The sequence below is a fragment of the Frigoribacterium sp. VKM Ac-2859 genome (genome assembly GCF_013204925.1).
Lineage (GTDB): Bacteria > Actinomycetota > Actinomycetes > Actinomycetales > Microbacteriaceae > Frigoribacterium.
Map to the genome: position 1 here is coordinate 1,358,277 of NZ_JABMLC010000001.1, position 22,848 is coordinate 1,381,124.

The window sequence follows — 22,848 nt, forward strand, 5'->3', positions numbered from 1 at the left end:
GGTCACTCCCCCTCGACGAACGCGGCGTTGCTGAGCCGCACGACGCCGTCGGCGTAGGTGGACACCCCGGCGACCTCGTTCGTCAGCGCGGTCAGGCTGCGGGTGCGGTACAGGTAGATCAGCGGCTCGTCCTCCTGCACCTGCGTCACGGCCTCGCCGTAGAGCGCCGCACGCTCGTCGACGTCGATGGACGCGGCGGCGTCGGCCAGCAGCTCGTCGACCCGGGGGTTGCTGTAGCCCGAGTAGTTGTTGCCGCCACCGGTGCGCAGGAAGTTCACCATGTTGCCGTTCGGGTCGACGCGGCCCGACCAGCCGAGCTGCAGCGCGTCGAAGTCGCCGCGCGACTGGACGTCGAGCAGGGTCGAGTACTCGACCGGGGTGATCGACAGGCGGAACCCACCGTCGGCGACCTGGGCCTGCAACGCCTGGGCGAGGCGCAGCGTGTCGGCGTTGTTGCTGGCCTGGATCTCGATCTCGTAGGGCGTCGTCACCCCCGCCTCGGCGAGGAGGCGCTTCGCCCCCTCGGGGTCGTAGCCCGGGCAGGCGTCGCTGGCATCGGTGGCGAACGGACTCGTCGGCGGGATCGGCGAGCAGGCGGTGTCGTTCCACCCGCCGAACACGCTCTGCACCAGCGCGTCCCGGTCGATCGACATGGCCAGCGCCTGACGGACGCGCACGTCGCTCGCCAAGGGGGTGTCGATCTGGACGGGGTCGGTCCCGACGCCGTCCTGGTTGCCGATGTTCACGGTGATGCCCTGGTAGCCGAACGAACCGACCTGCAGCACCGTGAGGCCGTCGTCCGCCATGAGGGAGTCGACGTCCATCGTCGACATCGAGTCGGCGACCTGCACGTCACCCGCACGGACGTTCGCCGCACGGATGCTCGCGTCGGTGATGATGCGGTACGTGATCGAGTCGAGGTGCACGTCCTCGGCGTCGTAGTAGAGGGGGTCGCGCTCGACCGAGATCGAGGTCTGCGGCACGCGGTCGACGAACTTGAAGGGGCCCACGCAGACCGGGGCGTCGCCGAAGTCGTCGCCCTCGGCCTCGAGCGCCGTCGGGGACATGATCATCCCCGCGCGGTCGGCGAGGGCCGCGGTGAGCGGGGCGAAGGGGCGCTCGTAGGTCAGGCGCACCGTGTCGTCGTCGAGGGCCTCGACCCCGGTCACCGGACCGAGCTCGCTGGCCCGCGACGAGTCGGGCTTGTCGAGGTGACGACGCAGCGTCGTGACGACGGCCTGGGCGTCCAACGGGGTGCCGTCCGCGAACACGGCGTCGGTGCGCACGGGGATGTCGACCGTCAGGCCGCCGTCCGACAGCGTCGGCAGCTCGGTCGCCAGCAGCGGCACGAGGTCACCCTCGGCGTCGATGTCGTACAGCTTCTGGCACACGGTCTCCATGACGTAGCGCGTGTAGAGCGACGACGACGTGGTGGGGTCGAGGGCGTCCGGCTCGGCGGACAGCGCCATCACCAGGTCGCCCCCCTCGACGATGGTCCGGTCGCCGATCGGCGCGGTGGTCACGTCGGTCTTGTCGGGCGGGTTCGTCCCGGCGGGTTGCTGCGGGACGCAGGCCGTCAGGGCGAGCGTCGCGGCGGCGGCGAGGGCCGGCAGCGCGAGGGCCCGACGCAGGCGGCGACGCCCGGCCAGGGAGCTCGCGGCGCGGGCCGTGCTCGCGGCGCGGGTCGCGCTCGCGGCGCGGGTCGCGCCGGCGCTCGCGGCGCGGGTCGGGCGGGGTGGGCGGGCCATCGGGCCTCCGATGCTCGGGTGGTATCGGTCTGCGCGGCGTGGATTGCATACAATCCTGCCGCACGCCCCAGTTTTGTATACGAATTGTTTCGCGCGGGTAAAACGTGGCCCGGCCGGTCCGGCTCCGGCCCGTCTCGCCTAGAGACGCACCCGCCCGCACCCGCACCCGCACCGAGGTCGCACCACGATCGCGTCACGAAACCACGCTCGGGGTTGGTTCGACGACTCGGAAGTGGTGCGACCTGAGCGTCACGGCAAGGGCAGCCCTGCTGAGCGGAGGTTCGCGGCCAGGCGGGGTGGGTGCGACAACTCGTCCCAGACCGTTCGCGCGAATCCGTTGACCTCGGGCCGGTTGCGGATGCGGTCCTCTCGGATCTTCTCGTCCACGACGACTTGTCCGGACGACCGACCGTTCTTCCACCGCCCTTCCGCGTACTTGATCCGTCCGTCGAATTCGAGCACGACGCCGAACCGGGGCCACCAGAAGTCGACGACGTCGGCGAAGAGGCCGCCGTCTCCCCAGGTGAAACGCTGCTGGAGCACCGGAGGAGGCGCGCCCAGCTCGTGCAGGACGACCCGCGTCAGCGATTCCCCCGGGGATTCGGCCTCGGGCGTCGCGAAGGCGACCGCCCGGCGTGCACTCGGCAGGCCTCGTGCCGACCCACGTCCGTCGAGGACGTGCCGCACGTCATCCGCGGTGGCGAGCCCCCTCCGCACGAGGGCATCGAGGGCGACCACCGCGTCACGGAACGACGACGTGGAGGGCGAGATCGGCTGCTGTTCGAGCCGGAGAGGTGAGGGAAAGTGGAGGGAGCGACCGCACCTCCTCACCGGAGAGCGGTCCCGGGTGCCGCACGACGTTCGCCGTCGTCTGGGTCGTGCGGCGGTCCGGGTCGACGACGTGCACGCGGCTCGGCCACTCACCGAGGGCCGGCAGCTCCCAGCATGCGGCCGCCGACGCATGAGACACCACCATCCGCGAAGCGAGCCGCGGCATGACGGCGAGGACGAGGATCAGGTGGCGATCCCGAGAGGAGGCCGCTCGCCACGCGGCAGCGTCGACGGCTGCCCCACGACGCACCCGGACGAACTCACCCCGCTCGACACCACGACGCACGGCCTCGGACTCCCGCCGCCCGTGCTCGAGCCGGTCGGACCGGATGATGTGGGGCAGATGTTCGATCACAGGGAGAGACTGCCGTCACATGGCGGCCCGCCAGTGGTTGTCCACAGGCAGGGCGACGACGAGGTCACACCACGTCTGCGGCATCGAACCGCCCGACGGGGCAGTTCGACGACTCGACGGTGGTGCGACTTCGTGCAGAGCGGGGCGAAGAAGCCGCGAGGAGGCGAGGAGGCGCGGGGCGGCTACTCGAGGTTGGCGTGGCGGGGCCAGAGCTCGTCGGCATCGGCACCCGAGCGCTTCCACAGCGCGTGGAAGACGGCGTCACCGAGCAGCACGACGGTCTGCTCGAACAGCCCGCCGGCGTACTGCGACGACGCAGCTCCCGAGCGGTCCTGCTTGTCGGCGGCGGGCACCACGAGCACGGCCTCGGCCAGGTCGGCCAGCGGCGAGTCGGCGGCGGTGGTGATGGCGGCCACCCGCGCGCCGGCGTCGACGGCCGTCCGGGCCGCGGCGACGATGCCGGACGTCGTGCCCGAGCCGCTCGCGGTGAGCAGCACGTCCCCGTCGGCGATCGCCGGCGTCGTGACCTCGCCGACGACGTGGACCTCGAGCCCGAGGTGCATCAACCGCATCGCGGTCATGCGGAGGGCGAGACCCGAGCGACCCGCACCGTGGACGAAGACGCGCTCGGCGTCGTCGAGCAGGTCGGCGAAGGCGTCGAGCTGGCCGGACGTGTCGGACGAGTCGTCGCCTCCGGCATCCGCGTCGAGCACCGCCGAGACGGCGGCGTCGACCTCGTCGGCCACGAGCTCGAGGGCGGTGGCGACGGAACCGTGGTCGTCGTCGGGGGTCGTGCTGTCTGCGGGGGTCACGGGTACCAGCCTGCTCGCCCCGCGCCTCCGGCGTCCAGGTTCGGGCCGGCGGTCCGCGGCGACGGGCTCCGGGCGGGGGTGCGACCAGAAGGGGGGCCACCGTCGACCCGCACTGGGGGCAGCCCGGCTGCCGACCGCTGCCTAGCCTGGGACAGGGGGACGAGACACCGAGAGACACCCGAGGAGCACCACGTGACCAGGACGGTCGACACACCCGCGCACCCGACGCGCAGCTACGAGCGGCTGAGGCCTGCCATGCGCCTGTTCTACCTGTGGACGCTCTCGCGTTCCCGGCACGTGCCCTCGCCACGCGGACGGCCGACCTACCGGGCGGACTCCCCCGACCCCGACACCGTGCTGCTGATCGGCACGGGTCCGACCCACGGCTTCGGCGTGACGAGCCACGAGCAGGCGCTCACGGGTCAGATCGCCAAGGAGACCTCGAAGAGCACCGGTCGCGCCTGCTCGGTCGACTACATCGGCGACGAGATGATGAACGCCGGTTCGGCCCGTTCGTGGATCGGCGACCACGACCTCAGCCTGTACGACACGGTCGTCGTGATGCTCGGCCTCAACGACGCCGTCATGCTCACCCCGCTCGAGGGATGGCAGCGTGACGTGACGACACTCGTCACCGACCTGACCCGCCGCGTCCACCCCACCGCCCGCATCATGCTGGTCGGCGTGCAACCTGTGCGCTCGGTCACGCGGTTCGACAACCCGTTCGGATCGGTCGCGGACCGGCACGCCGCCCGCATGAACGAGATCACCGAGCGGATCGCCGCGCAGCACCCGTCGGCCTCGTACTTCCGGCTGCCCCCGGGAGAGCTGCAGCCCGGTCGCCCGCACGGCTGCGAGACGATGTACCGGCAGTGGGGCGCCGTGGTCGCCGACCGGGTGGCCCCGACCCTCGACGTCGTGCGCCGCGGCGAGACCGTCGAGCACATCGGACGCACGTCCGTCGCGCCCGTCGTGCCCGAGCGGGTCGCCGCCCAGCTCGAGGTGGCCCGACTGGCGGCGTCGGTGGCCGCACCGGCCCCGGTCGACCCGGTCGTCGCGCAGCTGGAGGCCGCGCGGGCGGCCGTCGCCCGACTCGAGGCCGAGCAGGACCTCGCGCGTCTCGAGGCCGAGCAGGCCGTCGCGGCACGCCCGGCGGACGCACCCGCGTCGGCACGCCCGGCGGACGCACCAGCGCCGACCCCGGCGGACGCACCCGCGACCGCTCTCGGGACCGGGGCCACCCCGTCGACCGACGCCGCGCCTCCTGCCCGTCCGCGTCGGGCCCTGCCCGAGCCGACCTTCGAGTGGTCGGGAGCCGAGAAGCTGGTCGAGCTCGCGAGCAGCGGCGGGTCGGACACCCTGCAGGACCTCGCCCGCCGAGCCGAGAAGGAGTTCGGCGTCGACGTCGCGGTCGTCTCGCTGCTCGACGGCAAGAAGCTCTACTACGCGGTCAACACCGAGCTGCTGCCGGTCTCGATCCCCCGCGAGCTGACGTTCTGCGACGTGACCGTCGCGGCCGACGCGCCCGTGATCGTCGAGGACGCCCGCAAGGACGACCGGTTCAAGGACAACCCCTACCTCGACCTCAACCACGGATACTTCTACGCCGGGCACCCGATCCACTCGTCGTCCGGCGAGGCGATCGGCACCTTCTGCCTGCACAACACGCGGCCCCGCAAGGCGAAGAGCGTGTCGTCCGAGAAGCTGGCCGAGTTCGCCCGGCTCGCCGAACTCGAGCTGCAGAGCTACGAGACGGCCGAGGGCGGTCACGACCTGCCGACGATGTACGAGACCCGGGAGGCGGCGGTCGCGGCGGCCGTGTCGGGTCGCGCCCCACAGGCGGCCGCGCTGGCACAGGGCGTGGCCGACGCCGCGGGCGTCGTCGCCGCGCCCCAGCCCGCGGCTACGCCCGCGGCCGCGGCTGCGGTCGCGGGTGCGGTCCCCGTGGTCGCGGCTGCTGCCGCACCGACCACCCCGGCCCCCACGCGCGTCGGGCGCCACGCCGCCCCCTGACCGCGACCCGCGGGCGAGGACGCACCACGTCCGCGTCGTCGAACCACCCGAGAGCGTGGTTTGACGACGCGACGGTGGTGCGACCGGCACGCCGTCACGCCGTCACGCCGTCACGCCGTCACGGTCGCTGAGGCGCCCTTCCGCTGCTTCAGCCACAGCACGAGCACGAAGCTGAAGATCACGAGCACCATCCACGAGCCGATCTTGCTGGGGTGCACGAGGCTCCAGCCGTCGACCTGCGAGGCGTAGGTCCAGGCACCGAGCAGGGTCGCGGCGTTCTCGGCGATCCAGATGAACAGCCCGATGAGGGCGAACGACACGAGCAGGGGCATGCGGCGGTCGACGCCCCGCACGCGGAAGGTCACCGACCGCCGGGCGATCAGCAGCGCGGCGACGCCGAGCAGCACCCAGCGCAGGTCGGCGATCCAGTGGTTCGTGAAGAAGTTGACGTAGAAGCCGACCGCGACGGCCATGGTCGCCGCCATCGGCACGGGGTCGACGCGGAGGTCCAGCCGGCGCCACGCCTGGCAGATGTAGCTCGCGACGGCCGCGTACATGAAGCCGCTGTAGAGCGGCACGTCCCCGAGGCGCAGCACGCCGGGCTCGGGGTACGACCACGAGCCGATCGCGACCTTGAAGACCTCGAGGCCGAGGCCCAGGACGTGGAAGACGCAGATGACGAGCAGCTCGTCCCGGGTCTCGAGCCGCGTCGCGACGAGGACGACCTGCACGAGCAGGCACCAGATCAGCATCGCGTCGTAGCGCGGCACGCCCACGTCGACCACGCGGGTCACGGCGAGCCCGGCGAAGATCGCGACGGCGAACGCGCACGAGAGGGCCTGGGCGCGGCCGAAGGCCAGCAGGTCGAGCAGGGACTCGCGCGCCCGGGCGACGCGACCCGGACCGTGACGCGGGACGACCTCGACTGCGGACACCGTGCCCCCTCGGGGTTCGTCGTCGGTGCGGGCCGGGTGGCCGCACCGTCGCGCCCCGCGGGTGCGACCTCGTCCACGCTACGAACCCCGAGGAGGCGCGGCGTCCGCCCCGAGGACCACCCGCCTCCCCCGCGGGTCGCGTCCGCGGACACGCGAGAGCCCCCTCGCCGTGCGGCGAGGGGGCTCTCATGGGGTGCTCGTCGGCGCCCCGCGCTGCGGGTCGCTGGTACGCACCGTCGACGGGCCGGGCGTCAGCCCGTCCGAAGTCGTGCACCGGGCCGGGGCCCGGGACGGTCAGATCTGGTCGTCGTCCACCAGGCCCGCCACGAAGGGGTAGCGGTCGGCCACGTACTCGTGGAGGTCGGGGTGGACGAGGGTGTCGAGCGAGGGAAGTGAGGAGGTCATGGTCGGGCCGTTCAGTCGAGGTCGTCGGTGTCGTCGAGGGCCGTGTCGAAGTACGACACGTGGTCGCCGACCTGGTCGGCGAGGATGCGCTGGGCGAAGGTCACGACGCGCGCCTCAGGCCGACATCGCGTGGGCCGGGGCAGCCACGAGGAAGTCGGCGTAGGTGGGCTCGTCGACCCGGGCGACGGCCGAGACGGCTGCCGAGATCGGCGCAGCGAGGGCGACGGCCGCGACTCGCGCCCGACGACGACGGGGGTAGGTCTCGATGCGGACGGCCGGGACGCGGGGGTCGCGGCGGTAGAGGCCCGCGTCGACGCGACCGGTGGTCGGGCGGGTCGCCGCGGGGCGGGCCGAACCGACCGTTCCCCGGACGAGGGAGACGAGTTGCTCGTGGCCGAGGCCCTGGAGCGAAGTGCTGCTGGTGTTCATGTTCTTCTCATTTCTGGTGACCCTGCGTCACCTGAGGAACCTGCTGGAACTCCGGCACCGCCCGTGAAGTCGGTGCCCGTACCGCCGTGAACCGGTACGTCCACCACTGTGGCAGGCCGATTGCTAGATGAACTAGCCAGATCGGGAAGAGTGCGCATTGCGGACATGGCTCGGTCCTCGCCTGCACGATCTGCGTTCTTCTTCGTTTTTCTGCATTTGTCTTGTTTTCTCTGTGGAAGCGACGTACAGTCGGCCCACGCCGGCAGCACGCGTGCCGGCAGCACCGCGAGACGACGAGGAGGTCGCATGTACGCCACCGAACGGCACGAGTCGATCGCCGAAGCCCTGCGCTCGGCCGGTCGGGTGTCGGTCAGCGATCTCGCCCTGCGTCTCGACGTCACGGCCGAGACGGTCCGCCGAGACCTCGACGCCCTCGAACAGGCGGGCCTGCTCCAGCGCGTGCACGGCGGTGCCGTCGCCGCCGGCCGGTCCAGCGTCAGCGAACTCAGCCTGACCGAGCGCGAGACCCGGCACAGCCCCGAGAAGACCTCGGTGGCCCAGGCCGCCGCGCACCTCGTGCCGCCGACGTTCACGGGCTCGATCGCCCTCGACGCCGGCACCACCACCGCCGCCGTCGCCGCCGAACTCGCCCGCTGGACGCCGGCGACGCCCGGCACCGTCCTCACCGTCATCACCAACGCCGTCCCGATCGCGGCCCTGTTGCAGCACAGCCCCCACGTCGACCTGCACCTGCTCGGCGGACGCGTCCGCGGGCTGACCAGCGCCGCCGTCGGCACCAGCACGGTCGAGCAGATCCAGGCGCTCCGCCCCGACATCGTCTTCGTCGGCGCGAACGGCGTCAGCGCCGGCTTCGGCCTGTCGACCCCCGACGAGTTCGAGGGTGCCGTCAAGTCGGCGTACGTCCGTGCCGGACGCCGCGTCGTGGCCGTGGTCGACCAGACCAAACACGGCGAGGAGGCGCTGGTGCGGTTCGCGCGCCTGGCCGAGATCGACACCGTGGTCACCGACGCGCCCCCCGCGCCCGACCTGGGCGAGGCCCTCGAGCTCGCCGACGTCGAGGTGATCGTCGCATGAGCGCCCCGACCCCCACGCCCCGCCCCGTCGTGGCCCCGATCGACACCGCCCCGCAGCCAGGAGGCACCCGCATGATCCTCACCGTCACCGCGAACCCCTCGCTCGACCGCACGATCGAGCTGCCGGGCACCCTGCAGCGCGGGGCGGTCCAGCGCTCGGTCAGCACGACCGACGAGCCCGGCGGCAAGGGCGTCAACGTGTCCCGGGCCCTGGCGGCGTCGGGTGCCGAGACGGTGGCCCTGCTGCCCGGCGCCCTCGACGACCCGGTCCTCGTCGCCCTGCGCGAGCGAGGCGTGCCCACCGTCAACCTGCCGATCGGTCAGCGCCTCCGGGCCAACGTCACCCTGACCGAACCCGACGGCACGACCACCAAGATCAACGAGCTCGGCCCCGACCTCGGCTCCCACGTGGACGAACTCACGGCCCTCGTCGTCGAACACGCGGCCCTCGCCTCGTGGCTGGTGCTCGCCGGCTCGCTGCCGCCCGGCCTGCCGACGACCTGGCTGGCCGACGTCGTCCGGGCCGTGCGCGCCTCCTGCGGTGACGCCGCCCCGCGCATTGCGGTCGACTCGTCGGGCGAGCCGTTCGCGGCCCTGATCGCGTCGGGCGTCGGCATCGACCTCGTCAAGCCCAACGCCGACGAGCTCGCCGAGATCGTCGGCGGCGACCCCGAGGCGTACGAGGCCGACCCGGCCTCGGCCGTCGCCGGGGCCCGACGCCTGCGCGAGCTGGGCGTCGAGACCGTGCTGCTCACCCTCGGCAGCGCGGGCGCCTTGTTGATCGACGACGAGGGCTCGTGGTTCGCCGCCGCCCCCGTCATCACCGCCCTGAGCACGGTGGGCGCCGGCGACTCGTCGCTGTCGGGCTACCTGCTCGCCGAGACCGCCGGGGCCCCCGCCCCGGCCCGCCTCGCCCAGGCCGTCGCGTCCGGAGCCGCCGCCGCGGCCCTGCCCGGCAGCATCGTCCCCCGCCTCGACCAGACCTTCCCTGACGACATCGACGTCGTCCCGGTGGCCCCCGCGGCCGTCGGGCACCTCTGAGCAGCGTCGCCCAACCCCAAGGAGCAGAACAGCATGTCATCCCTCATCAGCACCGACCTCGTCGGTCTCGACGAAGACCTGGGCGGCACGTCGACCGACGTCATCCGCGCCCTGGCCGCGCGCGTCGCGGCCTCGGGCCGCGCCGGCTCGGCCGATTCGCTCGCCGACGACGCCATCAAGCGTGAAGCCTCGGTCGGCACCGGCGTCCCCGGCGGCATCGCGATCCCCCACGCGCGGTCGGCCTCGGTCACCGAGCCCACCCTCGCCTTCTCCCGGCTCGCGCGCACGGTCGGCTTCGGTGCCCCCGACGGCGACGCCGACATCGTCTTCATGATCGCGGTGCCCGAGGGCGCCGACGGCGACCACATGACGGTCCTCTCGACCCTCGCCCGCGCCCTCATCCGCGACGACTTCACCGCCGCCCTCCGCGCCGCGAAGACGCCCGCCGACATCGTGCAGCTCGTCGACGACGAGGTCAGCGGCGAGGTCGCCGAGACGCGCGGCGCCACCGCCGCCTCCGCGGCCGGGGCGACCAGCGCCTCCTCGTCCGCGGCCGACGCCACGGGCGACGGCGCGCGGCGCCCGAAGCTGGTCGGCGTCACCGCCTGCCCCACCGGCATCGCCCACACCTTCATGGCCGCCGACGCCCTCGTCGCCGCGGCGAAGCGCCTCGGCGCCGACCTGCAGATCGAGCCGCAGGGCTCGGGCACGGTCACTCCCCTCGACCCGGCCGTCATCGCCGAGGCCGACGCCGTGATCTTCGCCGTCGACGTCGACGTGCGCGACCAGGGCCGCTTCGCCGGCAAGCCCGTCGTCCGCGGACCGGTCAAGCGCGGCGTCGACGCTCCCGACGCCATGGTGAAGGAGGCGCTGGCCGCCGCCAAGGACCCGAACGCCGCCCGCGTGGGCGGCACGGCCGGTGCCGCCGGTGCCGCCGCGGGTTCCGCCACCGAGAAGCAGGGCTTCGGCTCGTCGCTCAAGCGCTGGTTGCTGACCGGCGTCTCGTACATGATCCCGTTCGTCGCCGGTGGCGGCCTGCTGCTCGCCCTGGGCTTCCTGCTCTCGGGTTACGAGATCGCCGGCAACGCCGCGACCGTGCTGACCGACTACTCGCTCGTGAACCTGCCGCCCGAGGGCCTGATCTACTTCCTCGGTGCCGCCGCGTTCCAGATCGGCAACCTGTCGATGGGCTTCCTCGTCGCCGCCCTGGCCGGTTACATCGCCTACGCCATCGCCGATCGACCCGGCATCGCCCCCGGTTTCGTCGCCGGTGCCGTCGCGGTCTTCATGGGGGCCGGCTTCATCGGCGGTCTCGTCGGTGGTCTGCTCGCCGGCTTCGCCGCCTACTGGATCGGCAAGCCCGACGTGCCCCGCTGGCTGCGCGGCCTGATGCCCGTCGTGATCATCCCGCTGCTCGCGTCGATCTTCGCCTCGGGCCTGCTCGTGCTCGTGCTCGGCGGCCCGATCGCCGCCCTGACCGTCGCCCTGACCGACTTCCTCAACGGCCTCAGCGGCACCGGGGCGATCGTCCTCGGCGTCATCCTCGGCCTCATGATGTGCATCGACCTCGGCGGCCCGGTCAACAAGGTCGCCTACTCGTTCGCCGTCGCCGGCCTGTCGGCGGGCTCCATCAGCGACAACCCCGCTCCGCTGATGATCATGGCCGCCGTGATGGGTGCCGGCATGGTGCCGCCGCTGGCCATGGCCCTCGCGTCGACCGTCCTCTACCGAAAGGGCTTCTCGCAGGTCGAGCGCTCCAACGGCACGGCCGCCTGGCTGCTGGGCGCCTCGTTCATCTCCGAGGGCGCGATCCCCTTCGCCGCGGCCGACCCGCTGCGCGTGATCCCCGCCAGCATGGTCGGAGGCGCGGTGACCGGAGCCATCTCGATGGCCGCCGGCGTCACGTCGCAGGCCCCCCACGGTGGCATCTTCGTGTTCTTCGCGATCGGCAACCTGGGCATGTGGGCGTTGGCGATCGTCGCCGGCACCGTCGTGAGCGCGTTCGTGCTCGTCCTGCTGAAGAAGTTCGTCCGCCGGGGTGCGGCCGCCGGGGCCGACGCGTCGGCCGAGGCCGCCGAGGCCGGTTCGGTCGTCGGCCAGCGCAGCCCCGTCGCCGCGTAGCAGCGACACCGCCCCGCACCGACGCCGTCGAGGCGACCACACGAGGAGGCGCGTTCCGGGAAGTCCTGGAGCGCGCCTCCTCGGCTGTGGACGGGCCGCGGACGGGCGGCCGCGTCCTCTACCCTGGCGTGAGCAACCGATTGGACCCCACGCCGTGACCGACATGAGCCTGAGGCTCCCCACCACCCATTTCCGTGCCGTCTTCGACCTGGGCCAGCGCCCGGCCGCGCAGACGCCGCTGCCGACCGCGCTCGGCAAGCCGAACCTCTACGCCGAGTACGACGACGACGACCTGATCACCGCCCTGTACGTCGGCTACGAGACCGGGCAGGTGCACCTCGAGACCACGCCCTCGGGCGACGTCGAGCACCACTTCCACCTCGCGAACGGCGACGACAGCGACCTCAGCCCCTTCGGCGTCGCCGACACGCGGGTGCTCGTCGAGTGGTCGACCCGGCTGATCGTCGACCTGCACCGCCGCATGCCCGACCTGCTCGACGAGGTCGACGAGGCGGCAGCCTGGCACGACGCCGGCTTCGACCTCTACGTCCTCGAGGTCGAGGAACCGCGCAAGCTCGACCTGGTCGAGGTCGACATCGAGGGCGAGCTGCTGACCCTGCCCTGGCTCGGCTCGGGTGCCGTCGAACACGACCACATCGAGGGCGACGACCACCCGATCGCGCTGACCTGGACGCCCCAGGGCGCGTCCGAGGGCGTGCCGATCGCCGAGGCCTGGCTCGACCCCCGGACCGACCAGCCCCGGACGAAGGCCCTGCCCGGCGTCGACTGGGAGGCCGTGGGCTGGGGCCGCGACGAGGTGCTGCCCTGGCTCGAGGCGATCTACATGAACCACCACGTGCTGCCCGACGCGGCCGGCACGATCCTCACGGGCGTGCTCGAACGGCTGGGCGGGATCGACGGCACCGACTAGCCGGGGGGCCTTCGGCTCTCGGCCCTTCGCACCGCGTTTCGTGCACGGCACCGCGTCTCGTCGCGGTGCCGTGCACGAAACGCGGTGCGAAGCGGTGCGGTGCGGTGCGGCCGGGGCTGCCAGGATGGCGCGATGAGCGACTCGCCCGCACCGCGCCTCCTGAACCTGTTGCTCCTCGACGTCACCGACGAGGCCCGCGACGACCCCGCGTTCGAGCGCGAGCTCGACGACCTGTCCACCTCGGTGGTCGCCGCCGCCGAGCAGATCGGGTTCACGGTGCGCCGGGTGCCGGCCAACCGGCTCGGCGACGTGCGCGCCGCCCTCGCCGAGGCGGACGCGGTGCTCGTCACCGGTGGCGAGGACGTCGACCCGAGCCACTACGGCGGTCCCCTCGACCACCCGGGGCGGGGTCAGACCTTCGCCGACGCCGACCGGGTGCAGATCGAGGTGGTGCGCGGGTCCGTGGAGGCACGGCTGCCGCTGGTCGGCATCTGTCGCGGCATGCAGGTGGTCGACGTCGCCCTCGGCGGCGACCTCGTGCAGCACCTCGAGCACCCCGGCCACGTGAACCCGGACGACGTCTCGGACAGCATGGTCGACCACCCGGTCCGCCTCGCCGACGACAGCACCCTCGCCTCCATGCTCGGCACGACGTCGCTGGTCGTGCGCAGCTCGCACCACCAGGCGGTGGGACGCCTGGGCGAGGGGCTGCGCGCGGTGGCCTGGGCCGACGACGGCACGGTCGAGGCCGTCGAGCACGACACGGCTCCGGTGTGGTGCGTCCAGTGGCACCCCGAAGACCGCGGGGCCACCGGCACGGTGCTGACCGACCTGCTCGTCGCCGCGCGCGACGCCGCCCTCGGTCGAGTCGGCGACCGGTCGCGTCGCACCGCCGACTGAGCGTCGCACCGCCGACTGAGCGTCGCACCGCCGATGTGGGCGGTGTGACGTCCAGAGGGCGGTGCGACGTCTAGTGCGGTGCGTTGCTCGACCGCGGTGGCCGAACCCGGGGCTGGGCCGGGGCCGGACCCGGTGGTCCGGCCCGGTGGCTCGGCCCGGTGGCCCGGCCCGGCTCCTAGCGCTCGCGCACGATCAGGGCCGAAGCCGCGGTCACGAGCCGCCGGGGCAGGAACCGGTGCGCCTGGGCACCGATCGCGTTGCCGAGCCCGCTGACCACGACGGCACGGCGACGACGCACGGCCCGCAGCGCCGCGGTGACGACCTGCTCGGGCGTCTGGCGGCCGCTCGTGAGGAAGTCGCTCCCGGTCGCGGCGAAGAAGCCGGTCTCGGTCGCCCCCGGGCAGAGGGCCGTGACGGTGACGCCCGACCCCCGCACCTCGGCGTGCACCGCCTCGCTGAACGAGAGCACGAACGACTTGGTCGCCCCGTAGACCGCCATCGTCGGGATCGGCTGGAAGGCCGCGGTCGAGGCGACGTTGACCACCGTTCCGCGGCGTCGTTCGACCATGCCCGGCAGCAGCGCGCGCGTCAGCGCGACCACCTGCGAGCAGTTGAGGTGCACCTGCGTCTGGACGGCGGCGGGGTCGGACTCGACGAACGCCCCGTGGGAGCCGACGCCGGCGTTGTTCACCAGCACGTCGATCGCGCGGTCGCCGACGGCGGCCAGCACGGTCTCGACCCCGTCGGGCGTCGACAGGTCGGCGACCACGGCCGTGAACGACCCGGAGGCGCGGGTCGCCACGAGCTCGGCCCTCACCTGCTCGAGACGGTCGCCGCTGCGCGCCACGATCACCACGTCGTGGTCGGGGGCGAGCCGCCGGGCGAACTCCGCGCCGATGCCGCCGGAGGCGCCGGTGACGAGTGCGGTGGGCAGGGACGTGGTGGGTGCGGGCATGTCGCCCATCCTGCCGCGCCCGCCGTCGGAGGAGGTCGCACCACGCTCGCGTCGTCGAACCACCCGGGGGGCTGGTTCGACCACGCGAGCGTGGTGCGACCGGGCCCCGCGGCCGGGCCCCGCGACACACGGCGTCACGCGGCGACGCATGACGTGACACGTCCTCGCGAACGCGACCCGCGCCTCCTTATGCTCGGCGACACCCCGAACCCACCACCTCAGCCGACACCCTGGAGCCCCCATGATCAGCCTCGAGCAGCTGACGAAGGTCTACGAGACCGGATCGCACCGCACGACCGTCCTCGACCGCGTCGACTTCCGGGTCGACACCGGCGAGATCGCCGCGGTCGTCGGCCCGAGCGGCGCCGGCAAGAGCACCTTGGCCCAGTGCGTGACGCTGCTCGAACGACCGACCTCGGGCTCGGTCGTCGTCAACGGCGACGACCTGACCCGGCTCGGCGAGCGCGACCTGAGGGTCGCCCGCCGTCGGATCGGCACGGTGTTCCAGTCGGACGGGCTCTTCGGCCGTCGGACCGCCGCACAGAACGTGGCCCTGCCGCTCGAGTACCTCGGCGTGACGAAGGCCGAGACGAGGCGTCGAGTCGCCGAGCTGCTCGACCGAGTGGGGCTCGGCCACCGTGCCGACGCCCGGCCGCACGAGCTCTCGGGCGGCCAACGCCAGCGCGTCGGCATCGCCCGGGCCCTCGCCCTGCGGCCGACCGTGCTGCTCTCGGACGAGGCGACGTCGGGCCTCGACCCCGCCTCGACCACCTCGATCGTCGACCTGCTGCGCGAGTTGCGTGACGACCTCGGCCTGTCGATCCTGTTCGTCACCCACGAGATGGACACCGTGCTGCAGATCGCCGACACCGTCGCCCGCCTCGACCACGGACGCATCGTCGAACGGGGTCGCGTGCTCGACCTGCTGCGCGACCCCGCGTCGGCGCTCGGTGCGGCGCTGCGACCGACCCGACCGGCGGCCGGTGCCCCCGACGGCTCCCGCACCTGGCGGCTCGACTACGTCTCGGCCGACGTCCCGACCGACTGGCCGACCACGCTCGGATCGACCCTGGGGTCGCCCGTGTCGCTGCTCGGAGCCTCGATCGAGACCCTGGGAGGCGCGACCGTCGGGCACGCGACCGTCGCCGTCCCCGAGGCGGTCGCCTCGCGCCTGCCCGGGGTCGCCGCCGCACTCGGGCTCACCGCCCGCTCCCTCGACCCGTCCCCGGCGCCCACGCCCACGCCGACACCCACGCCAGAACAGGAGCTCGTCCGATGAGCGTCGTCAGCACGGTCGCGCCGATCGCGACGACCGCCCTCGCGTCGGGCACGAGCCCGTCGACCGCGTACGACAACTCGGTGCCGTGGGCGCAGATCCCCGCCCTGGTGCTCCCGGCGCTCGGCGACACGTTCGTGATGGTCGGCATCGTGATGGCGATCGTCGTGCTGGTCGGGGTGCCGCTCGGGGCCCTGGTGCACAACCTCGGCCCCGCGGGCCTCGTGCCGAACGCGCCGGTGCACACGGTGCTCAGTGCCGTCATCAGCATCGGACGCTCGCTGCCGTTCTTGATCCTCATGGCGTCGATCGTCCCGTTCACCCGGTTCGTGACCGGCACCAACATCGGCATCGCGGCCGCGGTGGTGCCGATGTCGATCGCCGGCATCGCCTTCTTCACCCGCATCGTCGAGAACTCCCTGCGGAGCGTCCCCAGCGATCGGGTGCGCGTGGCGACCGCGAGCGGGGCGTCCCGCCTGCAGATCGTCCGCACCGCACAGCTGTCCGAGGCGCTGCCCGGCCTGATCGGGGGCCTCACGATCAACACGATCGCGATGATCGAGTACTCCGCCATCGCCGGCACCATCGGCGCCGGCGGCATCGGCTACGTCGCCGTCACCTACGGCTACCAGCGCTTCGACCACACCGTGATGATCGTCACGATCGTGTTGCTCGTCGCGACGGTCGCGGCCGTCCAACAGCTCGGCGACCTCGCCGTGCGGGCCACGAGCCCCGAGCCGGTCCGCCGGCGCCGCTGGTGGCGACGCCACGCGACCGACCTGCCCCCGGTGGCCGCCGCGGTCTGAACCGCACCGCGCCTCCTCGTTCCCCCTGCGGTCCCGCACCGCGGCTCCTCGTCCCCCTCTGCGGTCCCGCACCGCGCCTCCTCGTTCCCCCCTGCGGTCCCGCACCGCGCCTCCCCCGCCCGCAGGCGCCGCCTGCCCCCTCCCGAAGGACAGCCATGCCCGAGAACACCCCCACCCCCGCACCCGGCACCGCGTCCGTGACGGACGACCACGGCTTCGAGCTGAGGCGTCGTCGCCGCTGGCCCTGGATCGCCGGAGGCGCGGTGGCGGTCGTCGCCGTCGCCGCCGCGATCGTCGTGCCCCTGACCGCGCCCGCCGGGCCGGCCGTCGCCGAGGCCGGGGCGACGCTGACCGTCGCCACCGCCGAGGGCAACGCGTCCGAGCAGGCCCTCGTGCAGTTCGTCGCCGACGAGGTCGCCCCGAAGTACGGCATCACCGTCGCCTTCACGGGCCTGAGCGACAGCAACACGATCAACCGGGCCGTCAGCGAGGGCGAGATCGCCGGCACGGTGTACCAGCACGAACTGTGGCTGGACCAGGTGCTCGCCTCGAACCCGGACTTCCGGGAGGAAGCGGCGACGCCGGTGTTCCGCTGGGGCTTCGGCCTCTGGTCGTCGACGTACACCGATCCCGGCCAGCTGCCCGACGGCGCCACGGTGTCGCTGTACTCCGACCCGGCCAACGAGGCCCAGGGGCTCTGGGTGCTCGAGCGCGCCGGCCTCATCACGCTGAAGGACGGCGTCGACAAGGCACACGCCACCCAGGACGACATCGCCTCGAACCCGAAGGACCTGCAGTTCACCCTGCTCGACTTCGCCGCACAGTCGCGGGCCCTGCCCGACCTCGACGCAGCCGTCGGCTACACCGAGTACTACCTCGCCGCCGGCGTGCCGATCGAGCAGCAGATCTTCGCCCCCGCCGCACCGGACGAGTTCGCCGGCCAGCTCACCATCGGCAGCGACTACGCCGACGAGGACGCCGTGAAGAAGCTCGTCGCCGCCTTCCAGGACCCGGCCGTGCAGGAGTTCCTCGCGACCGACCCTCGCGTGAAGGGCATCCTGCTGCCGCTCGACGCGGAGTAGGTCGCACCGCGGTGTCGGTCGCACCGCGGATCAGGCGAGCACGACCTCCGAGGCCTGCGACCCGAGTCCGTGTGGAGATCGCACCGCCGAATGGACGTCGCACCGCCGAAACGGGCGGTGCGACGTTCATCCGGCGGTGCGACACGGGCGCGCGGGCGGGCCGGGCGTGCAGGCCAGCGCACCGCCGCGCGGGCCAGCGGCTCAGCCGGCGGGCGCGACGACCACGTCGACGCCGGCGGCTGCGAACTCGGCCAGCGCCTCGGTCGTGGCGGTGGCGTCGGTCACGAGCGTCCAGCCCTCGGGCAGCGCCGCGCGGGCGTGGAACGTCGCGCGACCGAGCTTCGACCCGTCGGCCAGCACGTAGACGCGTTCGGACTGCCGGCACATCAGCTCTTTGAGCCGGGTCTGCACGAGGTCGGCCTCGACCACGTGGCCCGAGGCGAGCACGCCGTCGGCGCCGAGGAACACCCGGTCGAAGGTCAGGCGCTCGAGCGCGGCCTCGGCGAGCGGCCCGACGAAGCCCTGGCTGGCAGGTCGCAGCGTGCCGCCGAGGCACTCGAGGTGGATGCCGTCCGAGTCGGCGAGCTGTTGGATCACGGCGATCGAGGTGGTGGCGACGGTCGCGACGAGACCCGAGCGCGCCTCCCGGGCGAGGGCCGCGACCGACGAACCGGCGTCGAACAGCAGCGTCTCGCCGTCGTGGACCAGCGTGCGGGCGTGCCGCGCGATCTCGGCCTTGGCCACCCCGGCCTCGAGGTTGCGCTGACGGAAGGTCGGCTCGGCACCGGGGGCACCGAGCGGCATGGCCCCGCCGTAGGTGCGGGCGATCTCGCCCCGCCGGGTGAGCTCGGCGAGGTCGCGGCGGATGGTCGACGGGGTCACCTCGAAGCGACGACTCAGCTCGTCGACGCTCGCCAGGCCGGTGGTGTGGGCCAGGTCGACGATGTCGCGGCGTCGCTCGCGTGCCGTGGTGCTCATGCGGTGGTGCTCATGCGATGGCCGTCCTGATCGGTGGGGCGGGCGGCGTCACGCCGACGACGCACCGACCCGGGCGGCGTCGGCCGGGCTGGGCGACATCTCGACCGCCTGGCGCAACGCCTCGATCATGCTACCGACGGCCACGACGCCGGTGCCGGCGATGTCGAACGCGGTGCCGTGGTCGACCGAGGTGCGGATCACGGGCAGTCCGACGGTGATGTTGACCCCCGCCTCGATGCCGAGCACCTTCACCGGGCCGTGGCCCTGGTCGTGGTACATCGCCACGATGAGGTCGTAGTCGCCGCGGCCGCCGAGGAAGAACGCGGTGTCGGCCGGCAGCGGCCCGACGGCGCGGATGCCGTCGGCCTGGAGCACCTCGAGGGCCGGGGTGATCTTCTCGGCCTCCTCGCCGTAGCCGAAGAGCCCGTTCTCGCCGGCGTGCGGGTTGATCGCGCAGACGCCGATCCTGGGGTCGTCGACGCCGGCCCGGCGCAACGCCTCCCAGCCGCGGCGCACGGTGCGCTCGACGAGGCCGGGCTCGATCTTCGCGATGGCGTCGATCAACCCGATGTGGGTCGTCACGTGGATCACCTTGATCTTGGGCGTCGAGAGCATCATCGACACCTCGCCGACGCCCATGAAGTGCGCCAGCAGCTCGGTGTGGCCGGGGAACACGTGACCGGCCTCGTGCAGCGCCGCCTTGTTCAGCGGTGCGGTGCAGATGCCCTGCACGAGACCGGCCATGCCGAGCTCGCACGCGATGCGGATGTACTCGTACGCCGCGTGGCCGGCCTCGGCCGAGACGGCGCCCCAGGGCAGGTCGGCCGAGAGCAGGTGCGGGTCGACGACGTTGATGCGTCCGGGGGTGAAGACGGCGTCGGCGGGCCCGTCGACCTCGACGATCTCGGCGTCGACCCCGAGCGCGGCGGCGCCGAGCCGCAGGCGGTGGGCGTCCCCGACGACGACCGGTCGCGCGTCGCGGTAGGCGGCCTCGTCGAGCAGTGCGCCGACGGTGACCTCGGGTCCGACGCCGGCGCCGTCGCCCATGGTGACGGCGATGAACGGCCGCGTGTCGGGGGTCGTCGTGGTCATGGGGTTCTCCGTTTCGTGGGGGCGCCGGACGCTGCCGACGCGGTGAGGTCGTGGGGGTCGGCGCCGGCGCGCGTGCGGCGCACCAGGTCGACGAGGTCGGCGAGCACGGTCGGGCCGCCGAAGCTGCCGGGCTTGGTGGCGACGAGCCGGTCGTCGCCCGCGGCCGCCCGCCCGTCGCCCGCGAGGCTGAGGACGGCGCCGTGCTCGAGTTGGGTGAGCGGCCGCAGGGTGGTCGTCGTGAGCCGGTCGAGCACCGCGCGGGCGGTCTCGCCACCGGTCAGCACGAGGTCGAGCTCGACGTCGGCGTCGATCCGGGCGACGACCTCGGCGAGGGCCGCCGATCCGACGAGCGGGTCGGGCAGGCGCCGGGCGGTGACCGTCAGCACGGCGACGGACGACCGGGACAAGGAGGCGCGGGTCGCCTCGACGACGGGGCCCGCGTCGTCCGCCGGGTCGAGCACGTGCACGTCCGCACCGGTCGCGGCGAGCGCGTCGGCGTGGCCCCGGGCCACCTCGGCGGCCGAACCGACCACGACGAGGACGGGCCGCTCGGGCCCGGCCCCGTCGCGGGGCCCGGCCTCGTCGCGGACCCCGGCCTCGTCCGACGCGTGAAAACCAGCCTCCGGGCTCGATTCCGGAGCGACCGCGTCGGCCAGGGCGGCGGCGAGCGCCGCACTGCCCGCGAGGGCGACCGGCCGACGGACTCCGGGAGCGGCGACCAGCCGGAGGACGGCGTCGACCACGGCGGCGAGGTCGTCGTCGGTCTCGGCGTCGACCAGGAGCATCGCTCCCCCGGCGAGGGCGGCGTCGAGGTGCGCCGCGGACGCGTCCGGCCCCGACCGCACCACGTCGAGGCCGACGAGCACCGTCGGCCGGTCGACGAGTTCGGCCAGTGTCGAGGGGGCGCCGTGCGGTTCGAGATGCCAGAACGGTGTCTCGGCGAGGGGTCGCCCGTCCACCAGGGGCCGCCCGTGGACGACGGTGCGCCCGAGGGCGGGCAGCGCGCCGGCCACGACGAGGTCGTACCCGCGGGCGGCCAGGGCCTCGAGCTCGGGCCCGACGTGGCCGCGCCACAGGGAGTCGGTCTTCTTGAGCACGAGCGCGCCGGCCGTCAGGGGCAGCGTGTCGATCGCGACCCGCGCCTCCTCGGCGGTGCCGGAGCGGGTGCCGACGTCGACGACCGTGACCGCCGCGGCGGGACCCGCCGGCACGCCGAGCGAGACCACGGTCTCGTGACCGCGCAGCCGGAACTGCTCGGCGGTCTCGGCGGCGCCGGAGAGGTCGTCGGCGATGACGGTGATCGGGCTCATGATGCCGCCATCCTGACACGATTGCGCGTTATGCGCCACCGGTCTTGCGCGAAACGCGCAGCGGTGGCACAGTGTCATCCAGCCCGGACGAGGGCGTCGCAGCGCTGCGGGACCGGGCGCCGTCGACCTCGTCGAACCCCTGGATCGAGAGGTCGATGATGACCGTTCCGTTCGCGGACCACGAGATGTCTCGCCGCACCCTGCTCCGCTGGGGTGCCGCGGCCGGCCTCTTCGTGACCGCCACCAGCCTCGCCGGCTGCGCCGGACCGACCGGGTTGCCCGGACCCGGCACGCTGACCCTGGCCCTCAACCGCTCGCTGGTCAGCCTCGACAACAAGCTGAACCAGTTCGACGCGGCCGTCACGGTGCAGCGAGCGGTGCGCCAGGCCCTCACGCAGATCGGCCCCGACATCACGCCCGAGCTCGTGCTCGCCGAGAGCTTCGAGCCGACGAGCGACACGCAGTGGACGGTCCGACTGCGCGAGGGCGTGCGCTACTCGGACGGGACGCCCGTCACGGTCGCCGACGTCGCCACCGCGTTGCAGATGTACGAGCAGGTGCAGGGCTCGTTCGTCGCCAGCTTCTTCCCCGAGTTCCCGACCGTGACCGCGATCGACGAGCGCACCTTCACGCTCGACTCGTCGCAGCCGATCCCGGTGCTCGACGCGTTGATGAGCAACATCCTGATCACCCCGGCCGCGGCGAACAAGCCGGAAGAGCTGCAGGACGGCGTGGGCAGCGGCCCGTTCGTCGTCACCCGGTTCAACCGCGGCGCCGGCACCTACAGCCTGAGCCGCAACGAGCAGTACTGGGGCGAGGCGCCGGGCGTCGACCGGGTCGAGGTGCGGTTCCTGCCCGAGGAGTCCAGCCGCGTGATCGCCCTGCGCAGCGGCGAGGTCGACGTGATCGACTCGATCACGCCCGACTCGGCGACCCAGTTGCAGGGCCTGCCCGGCATCGTCCTCGACGAGGCCTCGAGCCTGCGCATCAACCAGATCTTCTACAACTTCCGCAAGCCCGAGGGGCACCCGCTGGCCGACGCCCGGGTGCGCGAGGCGCTGAGCCACGCGATCGACGGCCGGGCGCTCGTGCGCGACGTGCTGACCGACTCGGTCACGCAGGCCGACGGCGTCGTCCCGCCGAGCCTCCTCGGCTACGCGAAGACCGGCGAGTACACCTACGACCCCGACCTCGCCCGCCGCACGCTCGCCGAGCTCGGGGCGAGCGACCTCACGTTGCGCATCATCTGGGAGACCGGCGAGTTCGCCGGCGACACCTTCATCATGGAGGCGCTCGTCGAGATGTTCGGCGCGATCGGCGTGCGGACCACGCTCCAGCAGTTCGAGCCCGGCGGTGACATCCTCCAGTGGCGCCAGGGCAAGGCCGGCGACTGGGACCTGCTCGGCAACGGCTTCTCGGCCCCCACCGGCCTCGCGCTGACCATCCTGCAGGGCATGTACGCGGGCACCGCCGAGAAGGAACGGACCCGCGACACGTACCAGGGCTACGTGCAGCCCGACGTGGCCGAGGCGATCGCCCGGGCGTCGACCGAGCCGGACGCGACCCTGCGCCAGCAGCGGCTCGCCGAGGCGCAGCAGGCGGCCTGGGACACCTGGCCCTGCGCCTGGGCCTTCGTGCCCAAGTCGGTGCTCGCCCGTCGCGAGCGGGTCGAGCGCCTCGCCCTCGCGTCGTCCAACACGTATCCGCTCGCCGACGTCCGACTGGGGGCCTGAC

Annotated in this window: 19 protein-coding genes; 10 read left to right on the plus strand and 9 right to left on the minus strand. The window is 73.2% G+C overall.

Annotated elements, in window-relative coordinates; translation table 11 throughout:
- Positions 1–2: 2 nt before the first annotated feature.
- From HQQ78_RS06300 to hxlB, 3 genes are all read right to left on the minus strand, one after another.
- Entirely contained in the window at positions 3–1,748 is a 1,746-nt protein-coding gene (locus HQQ78_RS06300; RefSeq protein ID WP_173151634.1) for an ABC transporter substrate-binding protein, read from the minus strand.
- Positions 1,749–1,997: 249 nt separating this feature from the next.
- Entirely contained in the window at positions 1,998–2,486 is a 489-nt protein-coding gene (locus tag HQQ78_RS06305; protein WP_173151637.1) for a hypothetical protein, read from the minus strand.
- 630 nt (positions 2,487–3,116) lie between these two features.
- Positions 3,117–3,746, minus strand: coding sequence for a 6-phospho-3-hexuloisomerase (gene hxlB / locus HQQ78_RS06310; protein ID WP_056046874.1), 630 nt, complete (start codon positions 3,744–3,746; stop codon positions 3,117–3,119).
- Between the two features lie 192 nt (positions 3,747–3,938).
- Between hxlB and HQQ78_RS16360 the strand changes: the two genes are divergently transcribed.
- Positions 3,939–5,759 (plus strand): GAF domain-containing protein, encoded by a 1,821-nt coding sequence (locus tag HQQ78_RS16360; RefSeq protein WP_173151639.1) that lies wholly within the window; start codon positions 3,939–3,941, stop codon positions 5,757–5,759.
- A 110-nt stretch (positions 5,760–5,869) separates the two neighbouring features.
- On the opposite strand, the gene HQQ78_RS06320 is transcribed toward HQQ78_RS16360, so the two are convergent.
- Together HQQ78_RS06320 and HQQ78_RS06325 are read right to left on the minus strand one after the other, a co-directional pair.
- Entirely contained in the window at positions 5,870–6,694 is an 825-nt protein-coding gene (locus HQQ78_RS06320; RefSeq protein WP_173151641.1) for a DUF817 domain-containing protein, read from the minus strand.
- A 519-nt stretch (positions 6,695–7,213) separates the two neighbouring features.
- On the minus strand, positions 7,214–7,528 hold the full coding sequence (locus HQQ78_RS06325) for a hypothetical protein (RefSeq protein ID WP_056046878.1): 315 nt from the start codon (positions 7,526–7,528) through the stop codon (positions 7,214–7,216).
- A 306-nt stretch (positions 7,529–7,834) separates the two neighbouring features.
- Here HQQ78_RS06325 and HQQ78_RS06330 point away from each other — a divergent pair, with 306 nt between their 5' ends.
- The 5 genes from HQQ78_RS06330 to HQQ78_RS06350 all read left to right on the plus strand — a co-directional run bounded on the left by HQQ78_RS06330 (position 7,835) and on the right by HQQ78_RS06350 (position 13,615).
- A complete protein-coding gene (locus HQQ78_RS06330) occupies positions 7,835–8,623 on the plus strand; it encodes a DeoR/GlpR family DNA-binding transcription regulator (protein WP_173151643.1) in 789 nt (262 codons plus the stop codon).
- Between the two features lie 71 nt (positions 8,624–8,694).
- Positions 8,695–9,663, plus strand: coding sequence for a 1-phosphofructokinase family hexose kinase (locus HQQ78_RS06335; protein WP_159825498.1), 969 nt, complete (start codon positions 8,695–8,697; stop codon positions 9,661–9,663).
- 33 nt (positions 9,664–9,696) lie between these two features.
- Positions 9,697–11,784, plus strand: a complete 2,088-nt coding sequence (locus HQQ78_RS06340; RefSeq protein ID WP_173151645.1) for a fructose-specific PTS transporter subunit EIIC — start codon at positions 9,697–9,699, stop codon at positions 11,782–11,784.
- Positions 11,785–11,938: 154 nt separating this feature from the next.
- Entirely contained in the window at positions 11,939–12,715 is a 777-nt protein-coding gene (locus HQQ78_RS06345) for a hypothetical protein (RefSeq protein WP_173151647.1), read from the plus strand.
- A 132-nt stretch (positions 12,716–12,847) separates the two neighbouring features.
- Positions 12,848–13,615: a gamma-glutamyl-gamma-aminobutyrate hydrolase family protein gene (locus HQQ78_RS06350; RefSeq protein ID WP_173151649.1), complete on the plus strand. Its 768-nt coding sequence runs from the start codon at positions 12,848–12,850 to the stop codon at positions 13,613–13,615.
- Between the two features lie 175 nt (positions 13,616–13,790).
- On the opposite strand, the gene HQQ78_RS06355 is transcribed toward HQQ78_RS06350, so the two are convergent.
- The gene (locus HQQ78_RS06355) at positions 13,791–14,570 is read right to left on the minus strand and encodes an SDR family oxidoreductase (protein ID WP_173151651.1); all 780 of its coding nucleotides are present in this window, start codon (positions 14,568–14,570) and stop codon (positions 13,791–13,793) included.
- Between the two features lie 241 nt (positions 14,571–14,811).
- On the opposite strand from HQQ78_RS06355, the gene HQQ78_RS06360 reads away from it, so the two are divergent.
- From HQQ78_RS06360 to HQQ78_RS06370, 3 genes are all read left to right on the plus strand, one after another.
- Positions 14,812–15,849 (plus strand): methionine ABC transporter ATP-binding protein, encoded by a 1,038-nt coding sequence (locus HQQ78_RS06360; protein ID WP_173151653.1) that lies wholly within the window; start codon positions 14,812–14,814, stop codon positions 15,847–15,849.
- Positions 15,846–16,652, plus strand: a complete 807-nt coding sequence (locus HQQ78_RS06365; RefSeq protein ID WP_173151655.1) for a methionine ABC transporter permease — start codon at positions 15,846–15,848, stop codon at positions 16,650–16,652. The genes HQQ78_RS06360 and HQQ78_RS06365 overlap by 4 nt, the downstream gene beginning before the upstream one ends.
- Positions 16,653–16,807: 155 nt before the next feature.
- The gene (locus HQQ78_RS06370) at positions 16,808–17,734 is read left to right on the plus strand and encodes a MetQ/NlpA family ABC transporter substrate-binding protein (protein ID WP_173151657.1); all 927 of its coding nucleotides are present in this window, start codon (positions 16,808–16,810) and stop codon (positions 17,732–17,734) included.
- A 201-nt stretch (positions 17,735–17,935) separates the two neighbouring features.
- Here the strand turns inward: HQQ78_RS06370 and HQQ78_RS06375 are convergent, their stop codons facing one another.
- The 3 genes from HQQ78_RS06375 to HQQ78_RS15815 are packed head-to-tail and all read right to left on the minus strand — an operon-like array spanning position 17,936 to position 21,114.
- Entirely contained in the window at positions 17,936–18,712 is a 777-nt protein-coding gene (locus HQQ78_RS06375; RefSeq protein WP_056046906.1) for a DeoR/GlpR family DNA-binding transcription regulator, read from the minus strand.
- A 48-nt stretch (positions 18,713–18,760) separates the two neighbouring features.
- Complete coding sequence (pdxA, locus tag HQQ78_RS15810; RefSeq protein ID WP_056046908.1) at positions 18,761–19,804, minus strand: 4-hydroxythreonine-4-phosphate dehydrogenase PdxA; 1,044 nt, start codon at positions 19,802–19,804, stop codon at positions 18,761–18,763.
- Positions 19,801–21,114 (minus strand): four-carbon acid sugar kinase family protein, encoded by a 1,314-nt coding sequence (locus tag HQQ78_RS15815; protein ID WP_173151659.1) that lies wholly within the window; start codon positions 21,112–21,114, stop codon positions 19,801–19,803. Before HQQ78_RS15815 ends, pdxA begins: the two co-directional genes overlap by 4 nt.
- A 71-nt stretch (positions 21,115–21,185) precedes the next feature.
- Here HQQ78_RS15815 and HQQ78_RS06390 point away from each other — a divergent pair, with 71 nt between their 5' ends.
- The gene (locus tag HQQ78_RS06390) at positions 21,186–22,847 is read left to right on the plus strand and encodes an ABC transporter substrate-binding protein (protein ID WP_371740375.1); all 1,662 of its coding nucleotides are present in this window, start codon (positions 21,186–21,188) and stop codon (positions 22,845–22,847) included.
- The last annotated feature ends 1 nt before the right edge of the window (position 22,848 follow it).

Coding starts and splice junctions, on each gene's coding strand:
- HQQ78_RS06300 (WP_173151634.1), bottom strand. CDS start 1,748: ATGGCCCGCCCACCCCGCCCGACCCGCGCCGCGAGCGCCGGCGCGACC.
- HQQ78_RS06325 (WP_056046878.1), bottom strand. CDS start 7,528: ATGAACACCAGCAGCACTTCGCTCCAGGGCCTCGGCCACGAGCAACTC.
- HQQ78_RS06330 (WP_173151643.1), top strand. CDS start 7,835: ATGTACGCCACCGAACGGCACGAGTCGATCGCCGAAGCCCTGCGCTCG.
- HQQ78_RS06335 (WP_159825498.1), top strand. CDS start 8,695: ATGATCCTCACCGTCACCGCGAACCCCTCGCTCGACCGCACGATCGAG.
- HQQ78_RS06340 (WP_173151645.1), top strand. CDS start 9,697: ATGTCATCCCTCATCAGCACCGACCTCGTCGGTCTCGACGAAGACCTG.
- HQQ78_RS06350 (WP_173151649.1), top strand. CDS start 12,848: ATGAGCGACTCGCCCGCACCGCGCCTCCTGAACCTGTTGCTCCTCGAC.
- HQQ78_RS06355 (WP_173151651.1), bottom strand. CDS start 14,570: ATGCCCGCACCCACCACGTCCCTGCCCACCGCACTCGTCACCGGCGCC.
- HQQ78_RS06360 (WP_173151653.1), top strand. CDS start 14,812: ATGATCAGCCTCGAGCAGCTGACGAAGGTCTACGAGACCGGATCGCAC.
- HQQ78_RS06365 (WP_173151655.1), top strand. CDS start 15,846: ATGAGCGTCGTCAGCACGGTCGCGCCGATCGCGACGACCGCCCTCGCG.
- HQQ78_RS06370 (WP_173151657.1), top strand. CDS start 16,808: ATGCCCGAGAACACCCCCACCCCCGCACCCGGCACCGCGTCCGTGACG.
- HQQ78_RS06375 (WP_056046906.1), bottom strand. CDS start 18,712: ATGAGCACCACGGCACGCGAGCGACGCCGCGACATCGTCGACCTGGCC.
- pdxA (WP_056046908.1), bottom strand. CDS start 19,804: ATGACCACGACGACCCCCGACACGCGGCCGTTCATCGCCGTCACCATG.
- HQQ78_RS15815 (WP_173151659.1), bottom strand. CDS start 21,114: ATGAGCCCGATCACCGTCATCGCCGACGACCTCTCCGGCGCCGCCGAG.